We start from the raw sequence: 20,761 nt of genomic DNA, 5'->3' as shown, positions 1-20,761 counted from the left end.
TGTGTAGATACCAATGCCCAGGGGGAGGGTGAAGCGTGGCCGTATGACAATGCCATGCCGCTAAGTCAGCAGGCTCCCTCTCGGGGGGCGTGCCTGCGTTGACGAGGGAAGGCAGACGGCGCTAAGTGAGTTCTCGATCGGGCCAGCAACGGTGAACTTGCCAAATACCCACCGTTCGTTCCGGCGCTCGCGGTCGCGAATTCGGCAGCTTACAGCGACAAATCCTTACAGCGACAAATCAAGGACAACCGGTTCGAACGGAACGTGCCGCACGGCCGCTCCCGTGTTGTAGAACTCGTAGCCGGCAATGCGAACGCCACCGAGACGTCGGTGGGTGTGCCCGAAGACGATCCGCCGGACGCCATGGCCCAGCCAATCGGGTTGGCAGCGGATCCAGTGCAGCAGCCGCATGCAGACGTTCTTTCGGCGGTGAGCCATCCCCGCGGTCGCGAGATGCAGCCGCGCGGTGACGGCCGCGTTGTAAAGATGATTGCGGATCGCAGGCGGTTGATGGATGCCAGTGCGTTCATGATGCCACCGCGACCGATACCGTCCCAAGCCGTCGATGCTGCCCCCGCCTTCGATCACGTCCCCGTGGACCATCAGGCAATCGCCGATTCGGATCGCGTCGAGCCCCACGTATACGGCGCCGTCGTGCAGGGCGAGTTCGTGATCTTGCATGTCGGTATCTTTGGCCGGCCGATGGGGACGGGCCCATTCGGCCAGTATTCGCTGGAACTCGGGTTGAGCGTCGTGGTTTCCGGTCAAATAAACGAATCGTTTTTCGGGGAATTCCTCCCTCCAAGACTCGAGCCAATCCAGTGCGATTTGCCGTGAGGTGGGCCCATCACCTTCACACGACCAACAGAAATCGAATAGATCACCCCCCCAGACGCACACGTCGGCAGCCTCAATCGCGTTTCGCACCGCCCCGGAATGATGCGAATAATTGCAACGAGAACTCAGCAGGTGCAAATCGGAAATGAATGCGGTCGTCAACTCATGCCCGGCATCCATGGAACCCGCTGGTACCAATGTTGCGATATTTGGCGGGGTGCTATCGTGAGAGATACGAACGTTGGCCATTCCTCCGCCTTTCATTTTTTCTACTGAGACCATAATGACCAATTCCGCCGATGGGTACGCCGTCTCCGGAGCAGAAATCCCCCAATCCGAATCTCCCAACCCGACTCCAGGCAAACCCTACCTGCGGCGTGCTGCTATTTCGGCTGGTATCGGTGGCGTCTTGATCGCGGTTGTGCAGTACTTGGCTCCGGATTTCGATTATCAATACGCGTTCTTGGCGTGTTTGGTTATCGGGCTGATTTCGTTTGGCGTGACGCTTTATTATCTGCATCGGGCATCCTATCGTGCCGGCAAACCTTTCCTGGTTCCTTTGACGACGCTCGCCGTTGGCGTTGTGTTCGCATCCCTGGTCCGGATTCGCACGATGTCCGGTGAAATGATTCCGCAGTTCGACTGGCGTTTTGCATCTCATGATGTCCCCGAACTGCAAACGACACCTGCTGGCCCGGCGTCAGACGTACTGCTGGCCGATGCAACTGGCGATTCACGGTCTGATGCAAACGTCGCTCGCTCAGACGGCGACACCGACGTCGAGTCCACGACCACAACCAATCAAGGTAACAATCTCGTTGTCACATGGGGGCAATTTCTAGGCAACGATCGAAACGGGGCTGTCAAAGAACGTACCTTTGCGGTTCCACAATCAGCCAGCGAAATCGAAACTTTTTGGAACATCGGAATCGGTGGCGGTTGGTCGTCGTTCGCGGTCGCCGGCGACATCGCCGTGACGCTCGAACAGCGAGAAGATCGTGAATGCGTCACTGCGTACCGAGTCACCGACGGTGAACTGTTATGGATCGTCGATCACGAAGCGATGCATACGCACCCGCTTGGCGAAACAGGACCGCGATCGACACCCGCGATTGAGGACGGGCGCGTCTACGCACAAGGTGCGACCGGCATGGTGTGGTGTCTGGATTTGATGAGCGGACGCGTGATCTGGGAATCCGACCTGCTTCAACTGGCGGGTTGGGATCAAATCGAATCGGAGACCTCCGTGACGTGGGGCCGCAGTGGATCGCCGCTGCTCGTCGATGGGCTGTGCGTGCTGCCGTTGGGAGGAACACCGGACTCTCGCGAACGGTCGCTGGTCGCCTTCGATGCCGAATCCGGGCAAGTGCGATGGACGGCGGGGGAAGACCAGATCAGTTACGCCTCGCCACAACTCCTGACGCTAGATGGTGTCCGGCAAATCGTATCGGTCAATGAGAGCACGATTTCGGGACACGCGATCGATTCCGGTGAACAGCTTTGGCATACTGATTGGTTCGGGCAGAGCAACGGCGGCGCGAACTGCGCGTCGGTCATCCCGGCGGGCGAAGACCGCTTCCTCATCGGAAAAGGCTACGGTGGCGGGAGCGCATTGATCGAGGTTCGAAGGGACGACGCGGGCGGTGGGTTTGTCGCCGAAGATGTGTGGCGTTCCAATCGTGTGATGAAGACCAAGTTCAACCATGCCGTGATCCAGGACGGCGTGGCCTACGGAATCAGCAACGGTGCCTTGCAAGCTCTGGAGATTGAATCAGGCAGCCGCCTGTGGGAACAATCTCGCCGCAATCGATCGGGCCAAGGGCAAGTGATCTTGGCGGGCGACGTCATGATCGTTCAAGAAGAGATGGGCGACGTGATATTCGTCGCCGCGGATCCCAGCGAATACCGTGAGTTGCTGCGTTTGAAGGCGTTACAACACAAGACCTGGAACGTGCCGACGCTCGCCGGTAACGTACTGCTTGTGCGTAATGCGGTCCAAGCAATGGCGTTTCAATTGCCGCCGAAGTGAATCTCTTCTTTTCCATAAACCATCAGCGATGATCAACACACTCACACCGACCGAATTCCCGAATCCTGACGAGTTCGAACCGCTCGATTTCCTCGTGGTGGCGCCTCATCCCGACGATGCCGAGATCGGGATGGGAGGCACCATCATGCGAATGATTGACCAAGGCATGCGGGTCGGCGTGCTGGATCTCACGTCTGGCGAACCGACGCCGCAGGGCAGCATGGAAACGCGGATTCGCGAAACGGCCGCGGCCACGGCGGTGATGAAGTTAACGTGGCGAGGTAACGCCGGATTGGTCAATCGGGCACTCGAAAACACGATCGAAGCACGCGTACGGATCGCCAGTTACATTCGCTGCCTGCGACCACGTTGGTTGTTCGCACCGTATCATCACGATGCCCATCCAGACCACCTGGCCGCGACGTTGTTGACCGAAGCCGCCCGCTTTCAAGCCAAACTGAGTAAGACTGACATGCCCGGTCCGCGGCATCACCCTGAACGACTGTATTACTACTTTTGCATTCATCTGCGACTCGCCGTTCAACCGGCATGGATCGTTGACATTTCGGATCAGTGGGAGCGTAAGATGGCGGCAGTTCGTGCGTTCGAAAGCCAAATGATCACAGGACGTCCCACCACGCCGCCAACGTTGATCGATCGCATCCGTCACGAAGGCGAACACTGGGGACGATTGATCAATCGCACCCATGGAGAACCCTTCGACACGAAAGAACCGCTCGCGATGAGCAGTCTGCGAGATCTGCTCTAGGCGACAAGCAGTTGCAAACGTTCGCAACCAGTGTTGCTGTTGCCAGCTGTGACGAGCCTTCGCAGACCCTCCGGTGACGTACCAGACCGAACGTGGGCTGTCGATTTGTGAGCCGAGACGCTCAAGCGGCATGTTGATTTGATCTCGGCTCCGACCAAATCAACACGCCGTTTCTACTCGCGATCACGCACCGCGAGTGAGTCAGATTGAAGATGGCTGGAAGCAGCGATTTTTCAATCGGTAATCTCAAAATTTAATGGTCGTGGTCGTGGTCGTGGTCGTGGTCGTGGGAAATTTTGCCGGTGTAGGACTTGCCCTCGATCTCCACGATCACAGCCCCTTCGGCTCCCGATTCCATCCAGTGGTCCATTTCAGCATCCGTTGACGTGAATCGAGACGATTTTCCTGATGCGTCGTCGGCCTGGGGATCCGCAGCAAGGTCGAACGATCTGACTTCGTTATCATGCTTCAAGCTGACAGTCAGCTTGGACGCTTCGATCGCAACCGGTTCGATTGCAGAACCGTCGAGCATGTACATGGCGACGGAACCGGTGCCATGCAGCATTTCGATATGGAAGGCTTCTTTGCCCAGTTCGATCAATTCGCCGCCATGCGGTCCGTGTTCGGGATGACTATCGCCGTCCATCAAGGGCGGCAAGTCGTCGATCACGAGCGGCCCAGACGAGTCGTCGGGTGAGTCGTTTTGCGCGTTCTTGTTCGAGCAACCAATCAGGGTGAAGCAAGCGAGCAAGAGAGTGAGGAAAGATGTTTTCATCTTGGAATTCCGTTCGGGGTTTGGGGCGAGAAAGAACATGTGAAATTGGCGGTCCTGCTTCGGTCGCCAATCGGGAAAACGTTAGTGGGCGTGTTTGGTTTCAAAGACATACTTCTTCAACCAGAATTTCCATTGATGGGCTTCGTCAAGGTTAGATTCTAGGACGTCGCGAACGGCTGTTCGGAAAACGGGACATCCGTTTCCGAGTTGGATTGCTTGGTACCCGTTGCGAGTAGGTGTTCATGAAGGATCTTCTTGCCCGCACCGCGTCCGATGGTCCAAAAGAGTGCCGGGCGAACGAAGAATTCGGCCAAGGTGCTCGTTAGCAATCCACCCACGATCACCGTCGCGATCGGATACAAGATTTCTTTGCCTGGTTCACCAGCGGCAAGGGCGAGTGGCAACAGGCCAATGCCTGATGTCAGTGCCGTCATCAGTACCGGAGCCATTCGTTCCTGGCCCGCACGTGTGACCATTCCACGTGTCCACGATTCACCTTCGTGCTCGACCAAGTGGATATAGTGGTTCAGCAACAGGATGCCGTTGCGACTCGCGATCCCACACAATGAAATGAATCCGACCATCGCGGCAACGGTCAGGTTTTGGTCGGTAAGTACAATCGCCGCGACCGCCCCGATAAACGCTGTCGGTAAGGCGACCAACACCTGCAGCGAGAAATTTACGTTGCCGAACAGCGTGTACAGGACCAAGAACATGCCGACCAACGCCACGCCCGACAATATTGTGAGCCGGTCGCTTGCCGACTTTTGACTTTCAAATTGACCGCCGTATTCGATAAAGTAGCCCGGTTCGAGTTCCAGGTCGGCGAGTCGATGCTTGATGTCTCCGACCACGTCGACAACACCACGGTGGGAGACGTTCGCTTGCAACACGATTCGGCGCCGGACTTGTTCGCGTTTGATCATGTTCGGGCCACCGCTTTCGTAGATATTGGCGACCGCTTCGAGCGGCAGTGTTCCGCCTTCGGGTAGCGGCACGGCCATCCGACGCAGTTTGGAGACGTCTTCGCGGTAGGGCTCATCCATTCGTAGCATCAGATCGAATGTGCGTTGGCCCAGCAGCACTTGACTGACGACTTTCCCGTTCATGGCCGTTTCGACCAATTCCATCACGTTGGCGGGTCGCAATCCATTCTGCGTCAGTGCTCTGCGATTGAGTTCGATGCGCAGTTGCGGAATATTGGTTTGTTGCTCGATCATCACGTCGGCCAAGCCGGGCACATCGGCGATACGTTGTTTCATTTCCTCCGCTTTGCTACGCAGCACATCCAGATCGTCTCCGTAGAGTTTGATCCCAATTTGCGCCTTCACGCCTGAAATCATGTGGCTGATCAAGTGCGCGAGAGGTTGTTCGGTGCTCGATACGACCCCCGGGATGTGTTCCATTGTCTCACGAATCGTCTCGATCGTTTTTTCGCGGTCCGCGTCATCTGCAATCTCGAGGAACAACTCGGTCACGTTGACGCCTTCGGCATGTTCATCCAGTTCGGCCCGCCCGGTGCGACGAGCGACCGACTTGACCGATTCAATTTTCATCAACTCTTCCTGAACGCTTTGTCCGATCTGATTGCTCGTCGACAGTGACGTCCCCGGGGCGAGCAACGCGTTGACCTGCACGGCACCTTCATTGAATGGCGGAAGGAAATCGCGTTCAAGCTGTGATACGGCAATCAAGGCGAAAACGACCATCACGGCTGCCACACCGAGCACCGGGCCGCTGAAACGCGTGCTGAAATTGATCGCGAAACCCGCGATCCCTTTGAGACCTTCGAGCAACCTGCCCTCTTCGGCTTCGGGACCTCCCAGCAGGACTTCGGAAACCTGAATCAAAATCCAAACCACGGGGGTCAACGCGACAGACCACCACAGCGGGTTGTTGGGAAATCCGAACGGCAGATGCAAGAGATGTGTCATTCGCGGCACGACCCAGTACACCGTCAGAGCTGCGATTCCAAACGCGAGAACCGGGACGAAAATTTGCCATGTCCGTTTACCGACCAACAACAGCGATGACAGCACGGGGGTGACGGTAAGCGAAACGCCGAGCGAAGCGATCAACGAAACCACGTAGCCCATGGCCAGCGGCACGAACAATTTGCCTTCCATGCCTTCGAGCGCGAACAAAGGGATGAAAACGAGCACGACGATCGCGGTGCCATACACCACGCTGCTACGTACTTCGATACTCGCGTCATAGACTACCGCGAGCGTCGGACGAGGTGCCGCAGATTGTCGGTTCTCCTTGAGTCGTCTGAAAATGTTTTCGACATCGACGATCGCGTCATCGACCAGTTCGCCAATTGCGACGGCGATTCCTCCCAGAGTCATGGTGTTGATCGAAAGACCCAAGGCGGCAAACACACATGCGGTGGCGATGATCGATAGCGGAATCGCGGTCAACGTAATGAACGTGGTGCGGAAGTTCAGCAAAAACAGAAACAGGATCGCGAGCACGAGAACGCCTCCGTCCGCGAGAGCTTCGACGACGTTGTCGATTGCCCGATCGATGAACGAACGCTGCGAGTAGACATTGGCGATACGAATGTCATCGGGCAACGAAATCTTGAGTTCCTCGAGAGCTTCGACGATTGCTTGGTCAACGGCACGCGTGTCGCTGCCGGGTTGTTTGTTGATCGTCAAGACGACCGCGGGGCCACCTTCAAGCGTTCCGTCTTTGGTGCGGAGGTAGGCCGATGAGTCGCCCCGCATGACTTGGGGGCCCTCGACAACTTTGGCGACATCCGCCAGCGTGATGGGGCGACCGTCACGCATCGTGATCGCGATCTCTTTAAGATCCGATAAACTGGTGATGCGCCCGAGTCCGCGAACGAGTAATTCGTTGGCGCCTCGTTCGTCGAGATAGCCGCCCGTCGCGTTCAGGTTCGATTCACTGACGGCAGTATGAACTTCGTCCATCGTCAAGCCGAACTCACGGAGTGCGTCGGGATTGACCAACACCTGATACTGCATCCGCCCGCCGCCCATCGAAAACACTTGAGAGACACCCGGGATCGTCAACAACCTTTGACGAACGACCCAATCGGCCAATGTGCGGACTTCCATCGGGTCGGTTTTGCCACCTTCGCTCCACATGCCGTACATGAGGATTTGGCCCATGATCGACGAAATCGGCGCGAGCGTCGGTTTGACGCCTGACGGTAGTTGTTCGGTGGCGAGCTGCAAACGTTCGTTGACGACTTGCCGGTCGTTGTAGATGTCAGTGTCCCATTCAAATTCGACGTAGATCACCGACAATCCGATGCCGCTGCTGCTGCGAACCGCCTCCACGCCGCTGGCACCGTTGAAGGCGGTTTCCAGCGGAAAGGTAATTAACGCTTCGACCTCCTCGGGGGCCATCCCGGGAGCCTCGGTAATGACGACGACTCGCGGGCGGTTCAAGTTTGGGAACACGTCGATGGGCAAGTGCAACGACTGCCACACGCCCACGCCCAACATGATCGCTGCAACCGCGAGAACGATCAGGCGGTTGTTGAGCGAGAAGTGAATGATGCGGTCTAACATTATGAATGAACGATTGCAGATTGATCGGAATGAAAGTTTGTCTGACGAAGGACCGCGTCGTGAATGAGTGGCAACGCGGTGTGCTCATCGCAGTAAAACGATGCGTGATGATGATTTTGTGTGTGCGTTGCCGCTAATAGTTAGCTAAGCTCCGACGAAGCACGCCGTTCGCGTGAGCGGAATGACAACCCCGGTTCGCTGGTGATGGAAACGTAACGTTGCTGTTTGAAGATCAGCGATCGCGAGTCATTGCTGGCTAATGGTTGTGTCCGGCATGCGGATCGATTGCCCCGCCACCTTGGTTCTTCATTGCCATTTGCAACTGATGAGCACCGCTGACAGCGATCGTTTGCCCAGGCCAAACTTGTCCATCGTTCTTGATCGCGACATAGATGCTGTCGCGAGCGAGTACTTCCACCGAAACTCGATCGAAGTGGTCGCCGTTTTCGACAAACAAAAAACGCTCAAAACCTTCTTCCGCGACGGAATCTTTGGGAACGACAATCGCGTTTTTGATCTGGGATTGAGGCAGCCGGACGGTCAATCTTTGGCCGGGTTTATAACGCCAGCTGACATAGCGTTTGTCGCCCCGTTGTTCGCTGCGTTCGATTTCATTTTTCAGTTCGACGTAGAACGGAAGCGATCTCGATTGTGTACCCACTTCGTTGCCGATATAGACGACGTGCAGTCCGGTGATCGTTTCCACTTCGTTGCCCGCGCCACTGATCGTTGCTTGAAGCTCGGCACCGGTGTCGGCGGCCTTTCTTAACAGGCTCGCGTCACGTTGGTAGGCTTGGCCTTCGATCAACAAACGACTGTAATCCGAAATCTGTGCAATCTGTTGGCCCGCCATGACTGACTCGCCGCGACGAACATCCAGTTGCGTGACCAGGAATTCGGTGTCGACGTGGATGTGCTCGTCGGACGATTTCGATGGTGGTTGCATGGATGCAAACCGAGGAGTTGGATTGCTCGCGACGCGATTGTTGGCTGCGCCGAGCGATTCGTGATGCAACGAGTTGTCCGCTTCGACCAATGGCGCCGTTACGACAACTTCACGAATCAGGGTTCGCGTGCGTTCGATTTCCGCAATTTGGTCTTCGCTCAATCCGTGCAACAGCATGGACTGTCGAGCGGCACGGATTCCTGCCAACAATTTGTCGCGTTCATATTCGCGAGCCAATACGGTTTTTCCCGCCACGGCTCCCGAACGAGTGATCGATGCCAAACGTTCGATCTCGCGTTCCTCCACATCCAATTGGCCTAATTGCGACAGAAAGGTTTCTTGCGTGTTGACGAGGTCTTGGTGGGTCAGGCGGAGAGTAAAGAGTGGATCGCCGCTCTGGATCATTTCGCCTCTCGAGATGTTGATAGCATTGATCACGCCGGTCAGCGGCGATGTGATCGAGACGTGCGTTTCACCCGGCCATGGGGTGACGATGCCGGGAACTTCGACGTATCCGGTATACGGACCGACCGTGACGGTGGCGGTTTTTAATCGCAGGTTGGCCCGGGCTTGCCGGCTTAATTTGATCGATTGACTGGCATCGTGTCCGGCGTGGTCGTGGCCTGCATGGGCATCGCCGCCATGGTCATCATGTTCGCCAGGACCATGGTCATGCCCCGCATGCGGATCGGCTTCATCGCCCGACGCTGCGACGATTCCGAACCGCTGCGGGAGATCGGTCAGCGCGAATGCTCCGATCACGATCGCGAGAACGATGGCAAGGAAGGTGAATGCGGAGGCGCGCAGATGCGTTAGCCACTTCGATGAGTAAGACATGGGGATCTTTGAGATGGAAGAATGAAAGTTGAAAAACGCGGGGATCGCGTCGCAAACATTCGGGTGACTCAAGGTTTTGATGGCCGCGGCATGCTATTGCATGACGCGCAGCTCAACCTTCAATCCAAAAACTTCCAACTCAAATCAACCATCTGCACAAAGACGCACATTGGGAGAGTGAGCCGTTCGCATTGATCGCGGCGGAACGCTCATGCGATCCGCGCGACACCAGCGAACTGACATAGCTCATCATCGGATCGTGCTCGTACGTCAGGTACGCCACGAATGGAGCATCGATGATGAAGAAAACGTCGTTGGATGTCACAAAACTGCACTCGACTTCACCATGGCACCCAGGATGATTGCCGTCACAAGGTTGTGACTCACAGCCATCGCAAACGGCCGTCCATTCGCCCTCGTGATCGGGTGCGTCAGTCGTGTCGTTTTCAGACGAGCAGTCATGACCGTGGTCGTGACCACAATCGTGCTCATGATGGACACTTGGAGATTCAGCGGCCGTGCAGGTGTGTGCACCTCCATCATGAGCGTGCGATCCGCACGCGGTAGCATGATGCAACGAACACCCAAAAATCAGGTGCAGCAGCAAGGCTACGATGGTGGTGAAACGACAACAGGCAGGCACGAAATATCCTTCGGAAACGAGTTCTTGCAATTATCGGTTGTCGTGAGCAACCGGACCAGATGGATTCATCCGAAAACCCAATATTTGCGCCGATTACCTAAATTCTTAGTTTCTGCCAGTCAGCTTTTTCGGCGGAGAAACCGGGGTTCGTGTTCCATCTGCCGCCAGGAACCGGTCGAATTCCGCTGAGTGAATGGGGCGGATCCGGGCCCCACGATTTCATCACAGGCAGAACAGGAAACTTAGGCGACGCCCGCCAAAGATGTCCATAGCAGACGGCGCCAAGGTAGTGAAACGCCGTTTACAATTGACGCAGGACTCGAGTTGCCGCTCGTGTCGCGCCGCCTGTGGTTCTCGTGGACAATAGGGATTGATGAACGCACTGATCGAAAACCTTCCGCCTCGAATCTTTGAATCGTTTCGATGTTTTGACCGTCGGGAAAATCGTCTCCCGGCGCGATGGCACCAGCACGCGGAGATCGAACTGACGTTTGTGCCTAAAGGGTCAGGCGAGCGTCTGATCGGTGATCACATCGCTCGATATACCGATTCTGATCTGGTGTTGGTCGGAGAACATTTGCCACACACCTGGGCGTCCGATGACTTTCGCGGGGAACCGTACGACATGCACGAAGCCATCGTGTTGTACTTCAAACGCGATTTTTTGGGCCGTGAGTTTTTCGAGATCCCCGAAGCGGTCAAGGTGAAAGATCTGCTGAACCGAGCGAAGCGAGGGCTCTGGTTTCCGCCAGAAGTTGCGGAAAAGATAGGCGCCAAGATGCAAAATATCTTGGTTCAGAGAGGTATGCATCGGATCGCAGAACTGCTGCATTGTCTCGAGATGCTATGCGAATACGAGAACACCGTTGTGTTAGCAAGCGAAGGATACAAGTGCGAAGCCAAGAGTCGCAACGATCCGAAAATGAGCTTGGTTCTCCAGCACATTGTCGAAAATTTCACCGACGCTGAGTTGCAGATTAGCCAATTGGCTGAACTCGTAGGGATGAATCATTCAGCGTTTGCGAGAAGTTTTCGAAACACGACCGGGCACACCCCGACGCGATACATCAACCGTTTACGAGTAGGGTTCGCGCGACGTCTGCTGCTGGAGCAAAATCTCAGCGTGCTAAATGTTTGCTACCAGTCGGGCTTCGCCTCGGTTTCTCACTTCAACAAACTCTTTAAGTCTGAATTCAGCATGTCGCCGCGTGAATTCCGCGAAGCACATCTCTTTGTTCATGACAGCTCACGTGCGGTTCCGGCTCACGAAGCAAAAGTTTGAACTGAGACTCATTGCGTCTGAAATTTTCGAAAGTCCATCACTCAGGTTTTGCAGCTGCCGGATCGGAGGCATTCGTGCTGTCCAGGTTCAGCTCGGGCCACGTTTTCAGTAGCACCACGAAAGCGATCACTCCGATGCCCAAACTCAATGCAAACGAGAGCCACTCGCCGTAGAGGAAATAGCCGGTTCCAGACAGGGTCGCGTAGACGAGAAAGGTCGAGGCGAACATCGCTTTCAAACCGGCGATGATCGAATCGCTCGGTGCCAAGACGGCGCCACCGGCGGTCAGTTGCTCACGAATCGGCTTCCATCCTGATCCGCCAGGACGAATTTTTTCGTAGAACCGACACAGCGTTTGCGTCTCGGTCGCTGGCGTGAGAAACGTCACGAGTAACCACGCAACGGTGGTGATTGCAACGCCGGCAATCAGTTCTTGCCATGACTCTAGCCTTGCCCATCCCAGTTGCGGATAACCGAATCGGAAGAACATGGCGACGGCAAAAGAAACGGCCATGCCAGCGATTTCCGTGAATGCGTTCATCCGCCACCAAAACCAACGAAGGATATAAATCAGTCCAGTTCCCGCACCGATTTGCAAGATAATACTGAATCCGTCCATGGCACTTTCCAACGTCAATGCGACAAAACCCGCAACGATCATCAAACCAACCGTGGACCAGCGACCGAGCGATACGAGTTGCTTTTCCGACGCGTCGGGATTCAAGAACCGGCGATAGAAATCGTGTGTCAGGTACGAGGCACCCCAGTTCAGGTGAGTGGAGATGGTCGACATGAAAGCCGCGATCAAGCTGGCGATGACGAGACCCAGTAACCCGTTGGGCAAAAACGTGAGCATCGCTGGATATGCCAAGTCGTCTTTGACAATTTTGGAATCGATCGCCGGAAAGGCGGTTTGGATGCTGTCGAGCGTTGGAAACACGACCAGTGATGCTAACGCGACGATGATCCACGGCCACGGACGTAGGGCGTAGTGGGCGATTTGAAACAGCAGTGTGGCCGTCGTGGCATCGCGTTCGCTGCGTGCACCGATCATTCGCTGCGCAACGTAGCCGCCACCACCCGGTTCGGCGCCGGGATACCAACTGCTCCACCACTGGACGGCCAACGGAATGATCAATAATGGGATCAACGCGTTGATGTCGGAAAAGTCGGGGAGTAGGTTGAGCTTGTCGCTGACGTTTTCGTGAGCCAGCAGGTTGCCGAAACCGCCGACTTCAGGGAGGTCGCAAATCACGACGGCCGCGCCGACTGCCCCCGCCATCGCAACGACGAACTGAAAACAATCGGTCAGGATCACTCCCCTCAGTCCGCCCAATAAGGTGTACACGACCGTCACGGTTCCGGCGACCAAGACGACTTGCAGTGGCGAGGCGCCGAGCAAAATCCCCCCGAGTTTGATGCCAGCCAGAATCACGTTTGCCATCACGAGGCAATTGAAAACGACTCCGAGATAGATCGCACGGAACCCTCTCAAGAAACTCGCAGATTTGCCGCTGTAGCGGATTTCGTAAAACTCCAAATCGGTCAGAACACCACTGCGTTTCCACAATTTCGCGTACACAAAAACGGTTAGCAAACCCGTCAAGAGGAAAGCCCACCACATCCAGTTTCCGCTCACGCCGTTCTTGCGAACGATGTCGGTAACAAGGTTGGGAGTGTCGGCGGCAAATGTCGTCGCCACCATCGACAATCCCAACGTCCACCAACTCATTTGACCGCCGGCCAGAAAGTACTCGGAAAAGCTCTTTCCGGCACGGCGACTGACGAGCACACCGATCAACATGGAGATCACGAAGAACGCCGCGATGATGGCGTAGTCAACAGCGTTGAGTGTCATGAGTTACTTCGGGTGATGTGTGGCGGGCGGGTGACACGTTGCCGTTTTAGCGCACTTGGACTTCGACGATTTTGGAGAAAGCATCGAAGACGTGACCCAGATTACCGTGGCTGATGACTCTTACGTATCGTATGTCGCGTGCGGGGAACGGATGGTCCACCGACGGCGTCGGTTGCTTGGGTTTTTCAAGGCGTGATCCGACCTCATCAAACGTTTTGCCATCCGCCGAAACTTCGACGGTGTACTTTTCGTAGGAACCGCTGACCGTGTACGCGACCACCGTTATGCTGCTGACGCTTTGAACGGTTCCCAAGTCGATCGTCATCGTGATGGGGTCGGGGATGGCAGGATATCCCAGATAGAAATCAAGGTTGTCGGTGCCGCCATCGGTAATTCGACCGATCGAAAACGGTGGCCCCGACGATGCGGAAGTTTCGACCGGTTTACCCAAGGCGAGATTGTCCGTCGGAGCGACCGCCGTGAAATTAGCACGGCTTCCATGCCCCATTTGCTTGCCGTCGACAAAAGCGGTGGCACGAACAGTGACGCTTTTAGCGAGCGAGAGGGGGTGGCTGTAAAGCGTCGACGTGATGCGAGGATTGGAGCCATCAAGGGTGTAGCGTATCTCGACGTCCCCATCGGCGTGAAGCGAGATATCCGTCTCGTTGTGAAAGACACCGTCTTCGGGAACGACCAGATTAGCCGCTTTGATAGTGACTGGGTAAAACGCGGCCATGCGAGCGGTTTCGGTTTTTTGAGTCCGAGGCGAGAACTCATCAAAGTCGCGTTCGATGTCATGATTCCATGCAACTTCAGCGAAAGGAATCAATCGCGGGACGACTTGTGCAAAGTAGTTTTTCTCGCGTCCTTCCCACCAAGGCATGCAGAATCCGATTAGTCGTTCGGATGGTTCCACTTCGATCGGCTCGTTGTAGGTTCGAATCCAGGGGTTCATGTGTTTGAACCGTGTGATGGAAAGCGTCTCATAGATATGCTGAGGCGACGTCATGGTGTAGTTCGTGCGTGGGAAGTGATCCACCAAGTACAGCGGGTCCCAGGTCGCGTTGATGACTTGATAGCCGTCTTCGAGCATTTGATCGGCTGGGTAATTGATCGTTCGCCAGTTGATGTGAATCACGTCGGTGTCGACTTTGTTGTCGCCGTTGCCCGGACGTGGGCCCTCCCAAACGAGTGTTTGCTTGCCTTTGGTTTTTAGGTAGGCGTTGAGTTTGTTGATGAGATCACGTTGCAGATCTTCGGGGACTCCAAACGCTTCGTCGCCGCCGATGTGGATGTACGGTGATGACGGGAACACTTCAACGATTTCGTCCAGCAGCGTTTGCAGGCCTTCCAACGCCGTGTCGCTTTTGACCAAATCCGTCCCGGTTTTTCCGAAGACTTCAGGATAGATGCCCCGCAGTTTTTCCGAGTGTCCAGGTACTTCCAGTTCAGGGATGATCGTAACACCACGAGCAACCGCGTATGCTTCGAGGTTCTTGAACTGTTCGACAGTGATGAGCCCATCCCATAACTTCGGAAACGCCGTTGAAGGAAATGCAAAACGCTGGTCATCGGTGAGATGAAGCTGCATGGAATCAACTTTATAGAACCAAAGCAGGTCGATCGTCTCTTTCAATAGTTCGACGCTATGGGGATTGCGGCCCATGTCCACCATGAAGTTTCGATACGACAACGTCGGTGAGTCGTTAATCGACAGCTGGGGCAGTTCGCCGGTGTCGTACGCACCGACGAGTTGCAGCAGCGTGGCTGTCGCGTGTGCAAGACCTCGAAGGGAGGAGGTGGCGATCTGAATTTGATCGATGTTTGTCACGAGTGAATAGGCTTCGTCGGCGAGATCTGAGTGACGATTAACCACGAGAGCGGCATCGCCTGTGTCTGAGAAGGCAAGCCGGTGCTGCCCTTTCGTCATGCGTTGAATCGCTTCACCAAAAATCTCCAGGTGCCCTTTCCAAGAAGAATCGCTCGGAACCGAAACGGTGATCACTTGCGGGACAGGCATCGTTTTATTGGCCACGACTGCCGATTCATGCGGTGGCGGAACGAGCGGTAGGTTTTGGCCGAGGGCGGTCGGCCCGGTCAGGAGTGCGGCGATGACGAAGCTGCAAAATTTCATGGCGGGTCTCAGAGGCTAAAAGGTGGGTTGGTGGCGACAGAGTCGCGCGAGGTGAGATGAGGAGACGTTGGAGGGCGTTAAAGGCGAGCGGAAATGAGGTGAAGTGCTGCATTTCGCCACAGTTCCTCGGGGGAAGAAGTTCTGGCGAAAGGTTGCACCGTTCCTTGTGATGGCTGGCTGATTACCTCAGTACCGTCAACGTCACCAATCGCGTCCGCCAACGATTGGCCATCAATGTTGAATCGCTGGTTTGGAGGCAATGGTCAGCTGCCATCGATGTGTTCCAAACGGAGTGCTCATCTTCGTCGAAACATCCGCGTGATTCTGCCTCTTGTTTGCCAATCACTGGTTCAGAATGTGCGCAGCGGGTCTCGGCATCGCAAAAACAGATTGCTCAAGGGCGCGGATTACCGTGAGCTTCTACGCAGTTGTGATCTATACAGGACGCATCAATGGACTTTGGCTTCCGTCATCCGTTTTCATGGAAGGGAGCAACAGGGTAGATGTCTTCTCGCAGTGGTCAGACCGAACTCCTTTGGCCAGGAAAGAAGATAGTTGTTCCTAATAAGTCGGTCGTGTAAATCGGTTCACTGCAGCGTGCATCAGGTTCTGCATTTCACCGCGTCTGGAGGGTGCATTTGACTGACACGACTATCGAGATGTACGGCTGGGCGAACGTCTTGGTCCTCGGCCATCGGTGAGGGATCGGAGTGAGTTGGCAACACGTCAACGGGCAAGCCGAGTGTGGGAGTGTGCGACAATGTGTGCGTCCCAAGGGCGACTATTAAGGCCCTAGGTTTGGTATCATTGGATGCTTCCCTCCCACCAACAAATCCCACCTACCGAGGCTTGGAGCAGTCATGACCACTCCCAAAGTGCCCGCCAATTCAACTCTCTCTAATTCTAAGACGTCCGACCGGCGTCGTTTCTTGCAAGCCACCGGGGCCGCAGTCGCGGGAACGGTGGTCTCGGCAGGGGCGGCACCCAAGGTGCATGTCGCCGAAGATAACATGATCCGCTTGGCACTGATCGGTTGCGGCAGCCGCGGAACGGGCGCGGTGGTCAATGCTCTTGAGACGAGCAACCAAGGACCCATTTCGCTGTACGCGACCGCCGACTTGGATGCGAAGAACGTCGAGCTTCGGTTGCGTTCACTCAAACACAAATACGCTGACAAGATTGATGTGCCCGAAGAACGCCAGTTCATCGGTTTTGATGCGTATAAGAAGGCCATCGATGTTCTCAAGCCGGGTGACGTAGCGCTGTGCACGACGCGCGCATATATCCGTCCGGTTCACGTCGAGTATGCGGTCAGCAAAGGGATCAACGTGTTTATGGAAAAACCCTTTGCGACCGATCCGATGGGGCTGCATCGGATGTTGCAAGCCGGCAAAGCGGCTGAGAAAAATGGAGTCAAGATTGCCGCCGGTTTGCAGTGTCGGCACTCACCGGCGCGGGCAGCGTTGATCGAAAGGATTCGTGACGATGCCATCGGTGACATCTCGTATATCTGCGCGAATCGATTGGGCGGTCGGCGCTGGATGGGAGATCAACGAGACAAGTCCAACATTTTGACCGAACAATTGCGGTTCGGAAAAATTGCATTGCTGTGGATCGGTTCGGGGCACATGGTCGACTTCCTGATTCACCAGATCGATGAGTGCTGCTGGTTGATGAACGATTGGCCGGTGTCGTGTCACGGCATGGGTGGCCGTGAAGTTGGGAGCACCGATCGTGGTCAAAATATGGATACGTATTCCATGGAGTTTACTTTTGCCAACGGGAAGAAGGCGTTTTGCGGGTTCCGTCGCGCCGAGGGGGGATTCAATGAGTTCGCCACGTTCGTCCACGGTACGAAGAAGGCGGCGCAGTTTTCCGGCAAGGTGCACAAAGCGACCGTGCATCTGTTCAAAGACCAAGTCGTCGATGACAACAACATCGAGTGGTCACCGACTCCAGACGCGCATAGCCCATGGGATTACGAATGGATCGCGTTCATCAACAGCATCCGGAATGACCTGCCGCACAATGAAGCCAAACGTGCGGTGTACTCCGACTATGCCTCGTTGATGGGGCGTGCGGCGTCGCATCTCAACCGAGTCGTCACCTGGGATGAGATCGTCAATTCGAAGTTCCAGTTCTGTGACCGATTGGACGAGTTAACGATCGACAGCGCGGCACCGGTGATTGCCGACGAAGAAGGCTATTTCCCATTGCCTGGGACGCGTCAGTGGAAGGAAATCTAGCGTTTGGTTGAAGCCTGTCTGATTACACGAACAACGCCACTGTTCTACTCGAACGGTGGCGTTGTTTATTTCAAATCATCAGTCACGCGGAAATCGGCGTATTGATGTTAGCCGTTTGCAGAGGATCGTTTCTACTGCCGCATCTTTCGGTACCGCTTGATCAACGCGTTCGTTGAGCTGTCGTGTTGCAGTTCGCCATCGCTTTCGCCTGTCAATTCGGGGATGATCGCTTTGGCGAGCACTTTACCGAGTTCGACGCCCCATTGATCGAACGCATCGATGTTCCAGATCACGCTTTGAACGTAAACGTTGTGTTCGTACAACGCGACGAGTTTGCCGAGCATCGCGGGCGACATCTCGTCACCGAAGAGCGTGTTGGATGGGCGGTTGCCTTCGAACACGCGGTGGGGAACCAACCAATCCTGTGTGCCTTCGGCTTTGACTTCTTCGGCGGTTTTGCCGAACGCAAGGGCTTCGCTTTGTGCCAGCACGTTGGCGATCAGGATGTCCTGGTGCGGGCCGATGGGGTTGAGCGATTTGCCGAAAGCGATGAAATCGCAAGGGATCAATCGGGTGCCTTGGTGGATCAGCTGATAGAACGAGTGTTGGCCGTTGGTGCCAGGTTCGCCCCAGTAGATGAGCCCGGTTTCGTAGTTCACTCGCTGTCCGTCGACGGTCGTCGTCTTGCCGTTGCTCTCCATCGTGAGTTGTTGCAGGTAGGCGGGGAACCGTTTGAGGTACTGTTCGTACGGCAGCACGGCGGTGGTCTCGACGCCAAAGAAGTTCGCGTACCAAACCGACAACATGCCCATCAGGACGGGGAGATTCTTTTCCAAAGGCGCCGTGCGGAAGTGTTCGTCCATCTCGCGGAATCCGGCGAGCATTTCGCGGAATCCTTTGGGGCCGATGGCGAGCATCGTCGACAGCCCGATGGCGGAGTCCATGGAATAACGTCCGCCGACCCAGTCCCAAAATTCGAACATGTTTGCGGTGTCGATTCCGAACTCGCTGACCTTTTCGGCGTTGGTGGACAACGCAACAAAGTGTTTTGCGATCGCGGATTCGTCACCACCGATGTGATGCAGCAGCCAGGCGCGAGCGGTGTTCGCGTTGGTCATCGTTTCGATCGTCGTGAAGGTCTTTGATGCGACGATGAACAGGGTCTCCGTCGGGTCGAGGTCCACGACCGCTTCGGCGAAGTCGGTCGCGTCGACGTTACTGACGAAGCGGAAAGTGAGTTCGCGTTGGCTGAATTTTTTTAGGGCTTCGTAGGCCATCACGGGGCCGAGGTCGGAGCCTCCGATACCGATGTTGACGATATTGCGAATCGGTTTGCCGGTGTGGCCGACCCATCCACCGCTGCGGACGCGGTCGCAGAATGCTTCCATCTTGTTAAGAACCGCGTGGACGTCGGGGACCACGTTTTCGCCATCGACGATGACGCTCACGTCGGCGGGAGCCCGGAGGGCGGTGTGCAGTACGGCGCGGCCTTCGGTCAGATTGATTTTCTCGCCCGAAAACATCGCTTCGATCCGACCGGGCACGTTACAGGCGCGGGCGAGGTCGAGTAGCAGATCGACGGTCTCGGAGGTGACGCGGTTTTTTGAATAATCGAGATACAGTCCGACAGCCTCGACCGAGAGCGATTCACCGCGAGCCGAATCGGCCGCGAACAGCTCACGCAGGTGTTGATCTTTCAGCGTCTCGTAGTGCGTCGAAAGGGCTTGGAATTGCGGCAGGTTTTTGAGCGTGTTGGGCATGGTTGGTGTCTGTGATGGGTTGGTGAATGGAGCGCGACTATGTTTTAGTACACCCGGTTGGTTCGTCGTAGGGTGCTGCCGGAACCGTCCGCTGGCGACGCCGCATCGGCGGGCTAGGCATCGGCTTTGACGTGGCCCGAGACCACCAAGACTGGATGTGGACTGCGGCGGATGCGGTCGATCACGAACCCTTGGGTGAAACGGTCGTCGACTTCGAGCGGCAAAACGAGTAATTGCTTGTGGGTGTCGGAGAGTGGATGGGGCGGCGCGATCTCTCCCGGTTGGGGAATCAGGGCGTACTCGACGCCGAGTTCACCGGCCGTCTTGCTCATCGCGGCGTGCAAGTTTTGGTGGGTCCGCGTCAAAACGTCCGTGAGCATCTCGACGTCAAACTCTTTGTCGGGATCGACCGATTCGAGGATCGTGCGGACATTTTCAAAGTGTTCTCTTTCGACGACGAGATTGAGCGAAACCTTTCCACCGGGTTGTGCTAATCCGAATGCCCATGCCGCGGCCCGGTTCTCAACGTCGCACTCGCTGCCGACGAGCACGCTGACTCGCCCAACGCACTGGGGGAGCGGTTGGTCGGGATGGCGGATGACAAGGAATGGAACCGAGCACCGCGATAGCAACACGTCCACGACGGTGCCGACGCTGTCCGCACCGATTTTTACGAATGAGCGTCCGAAGGGACACGGGACGATCAGGAGGTTGACGTCGTGAACCTTGAGGGATTGCAAAATCGCTTCGAAGGATTCTCCCGGTGGACGCGTGATCGAGCGAGCGCCACTGATTCGAGATGCCGCTTGTGTTGCCAATTCGTTGGACGAGGGTGCGGCCGGCGGCTGACCCGATTCGTTCGCGTCGCCGGAGTGCTCCCGGGCATCGAGAACGAGTGTTTCCGTATTGTAGACCTCACGGAGGTGGACGGCCGATGCGATCGAAGCGTCGTCTTGATCGGAACCGTCGAGCACCAGCATGACGCGGGATGGGCGGACCGGCGTCAGTGGCGTAGCGGAACCGACGTGGGCACGTTCGAACATTCGCATCGCGTTGTCGACGTCGCGATCAAAGTCAGATGCATCGTCCATTGCTGGTGAGCC

The 20,761-nt window shown here is 56.0% G+C and carries 13 protein-coding genes; 4 read left to right on the top strand and 9 right to left on the bottom strand.

The annotated features are described in order from the left end of the window. Positions 1-225: 225 nt before the first annotated feature. Positions 226-1,086, bottom strand: a complete 861-nt coding sequence (locus tag NB063_RS20635; protein ID WP_250930659.1) for a metallophosphoesterase — start codon at positions 1,084-1,086, stop codon at positions 226-228. A 34-nt stretch (positions 1,087-1,120) separates the two neighbouring features. On the opposite strand from NB063_RS20635, the gene NB063_RS20630 reads away from it, so the two are divergent. Both NB063_RS20630 and bshB1 read left to right on the top strand, forming a co-directional pair. Continuing rightward, positions 1,121-2,866, top strand: a complete 1,746-nt coding sequence (locus NB063_RS20630; protein ID WP_250930658.1) for an outer membrane protein assembly factor BamB family protein — start codon at positions 1,121-1,123, stop codon at positions 2,864-2,866. Between the two features lie 28 nt (positions 2,867-2,894). Then, complete coding sequence (gene bshB1 / locus NB063_RS20625; RefSeq protein ID WP_250930657.1) at positions 2,895-3,635, top strand: bacillithiol biosynthesis deacetylase BshB1; 741 nt, start codon at positions 2,895-2,897, stop codon at positions 3,633-3,635. 253 nt (positions 3,636-3,888) lie between these two features. Here bshB1 and NB063_RS20620 read toward each other — a convergent pair whose 3' ends face one another. The 4 genes from NB063_RS20620 to NB063_RS20605 form a co-directional block, all read right to left on the bottom strand. Beyond that, positions 3,889-4,410 carry a hypothetical protein gene (locus NB063_RS20620; protein WP_250930656.1) on the bottom strand — a complete coding sequence of 174 codons (522 nt, stop codon included), beginning with the start codon at positions 4,408-4,410 and terminating at the stop codon, positions 3,889-3,891. Between the two features lie 158 nt (positions 4,411-4,568). After that, a complete protein-coding gene (locus NB063_RS20615; protein ID WP_250930655.1) occupies positions 4,569-7,952 on the bottom strand; it encodes an efflux RND transporter permease subunit in 3,384 nt (1,127 codons plus the stop codon). Positions 7,953-8,208: 256 nt separating this feature from the next. Continuing rightward, positions 8,209-9,735, bottom strand: a complete 1,527-nt coding sequence (locus NB063_RS20610; protein ID WP_250930654.1) for an efflux RND transporter periplasmic adaptor subunit — start codon at positions 9,733-9,735, stop codon at positions 8,209-8,211. A gap of 321 nt (positions 9,736-10,056) precedes the next feature. After that, complete coding sequence (locus NB063_RS20605; RefSeq protein ID WP_250930653.1) at positions 10,057-10,227, bottom strand: hypothetical protein; 171 nt, start codon at positions 10,225-10,227, stop codon at positions 10,057-10,059. Positions 10,228-10,751: 524 nt separating this feature from the next. Between NB063_RS20605 and NB063_RS20600 the strand changes: the two genes are divergently transcribed. After that, positions 10,752-11,660, top strand: coding sequence for a helix-turn-helix domain-containing protein (locus NB063_RS20600; RefSeq protein WP_250930652.1), 909 nt, complete (start codon positions 10,752-10,754; stop codon positions 11,658-11,660). A 37-nt stretch (positions 11,661-11,697) separates the two neighbouring features. On the opposite strand, the gene NB063_RS20595 is transcribed toward NB063_RS20600, so the two are convergent. After that, entirely contained in the window at positions 11,698-13,518 is a 1,821-nt protein-coding gene (locus tag NB063_RS20595; protein ID WP_250930651.1) for a sodium:solute symporter family protein, read from the bottom strand. A 46-nt stretch (positions 13,519-13,564) separates the two neighbouring features. Beyond that, positions 13,565-15,652: a family 20 glycosylhydrolase gene (locus NB063_RS20590; protein WP_250930650.1), complete on the bottom strand. Its 2,088-nt coding sequence runs from the start codon at positions 15,650-15,652 to the stop codon at positions 13,565-13,567. 860 nt (positions 15,653-16,512) lie between these two features. On the opposite strand from NB063_RS20590, the gene NB063_RS20585 reads away from it, so the two are divergent. Next, positions 16,513-17,898 (top strand): Gfo/Idh/MocA family protein, encoded by a 1,386-nt coding sequence (locus tag NB063_RS20585; protein ID WP_250930649.1) that lies wholly within the window; start codon positions 16,513-16,515, stop codon positions 17,896-17,898. A gap of 131 nt (positions 17,899-18,029) precedes the next feature. Here NB063_RS20585 and pgi read toward each other — a convergent pair whose 3' ends face one another. Both pgi and NB063_RS20575 read right to left on the bottom strand, forming a co-directional pair. Continuing rightward, positions 18,030-19,658 carry a glucose-6-phosphate isomerase gene (pgi, locus tag NB063_RS20580; RefSeq protein WP_250930648.1) on the bottom strand — a complete coding sequence of 543 codons (1,629 nt, stop codon included), beginning with the start codon at positions 19,656-19,658 and terminating at the stop codon, positions 18,030-18,032. Between the two features lie 113 nt (positions 19,659-19,771). After that, positions 19,772-20,749: a universal stress protein gene (locus tag NB063_RS20575; protein WP_250930647.1), complete on the bottom strand. Its 978-nt coding sequence runs from the start codon at positions 20,747-20,749 to the stop codon at positions 19,772-19,774. Between the last annotated feature and the right edge of the window lie 12 nt (positions 20,750-20,761).

Origin of the sequence: Aporhodopirellula aestuarii (assembly GCF_023701485.1) — a bacterium.
Classification (GTDB): Bacteria; Planctomycetota; Planctomycetia; order Pirellulales; family Pirellulaceae; genus Rhodopirellula; species Rhodopirellula aestuarii.
This window is presented reverse-complemented; position numbering and strand designations above follow the sequence as displayed.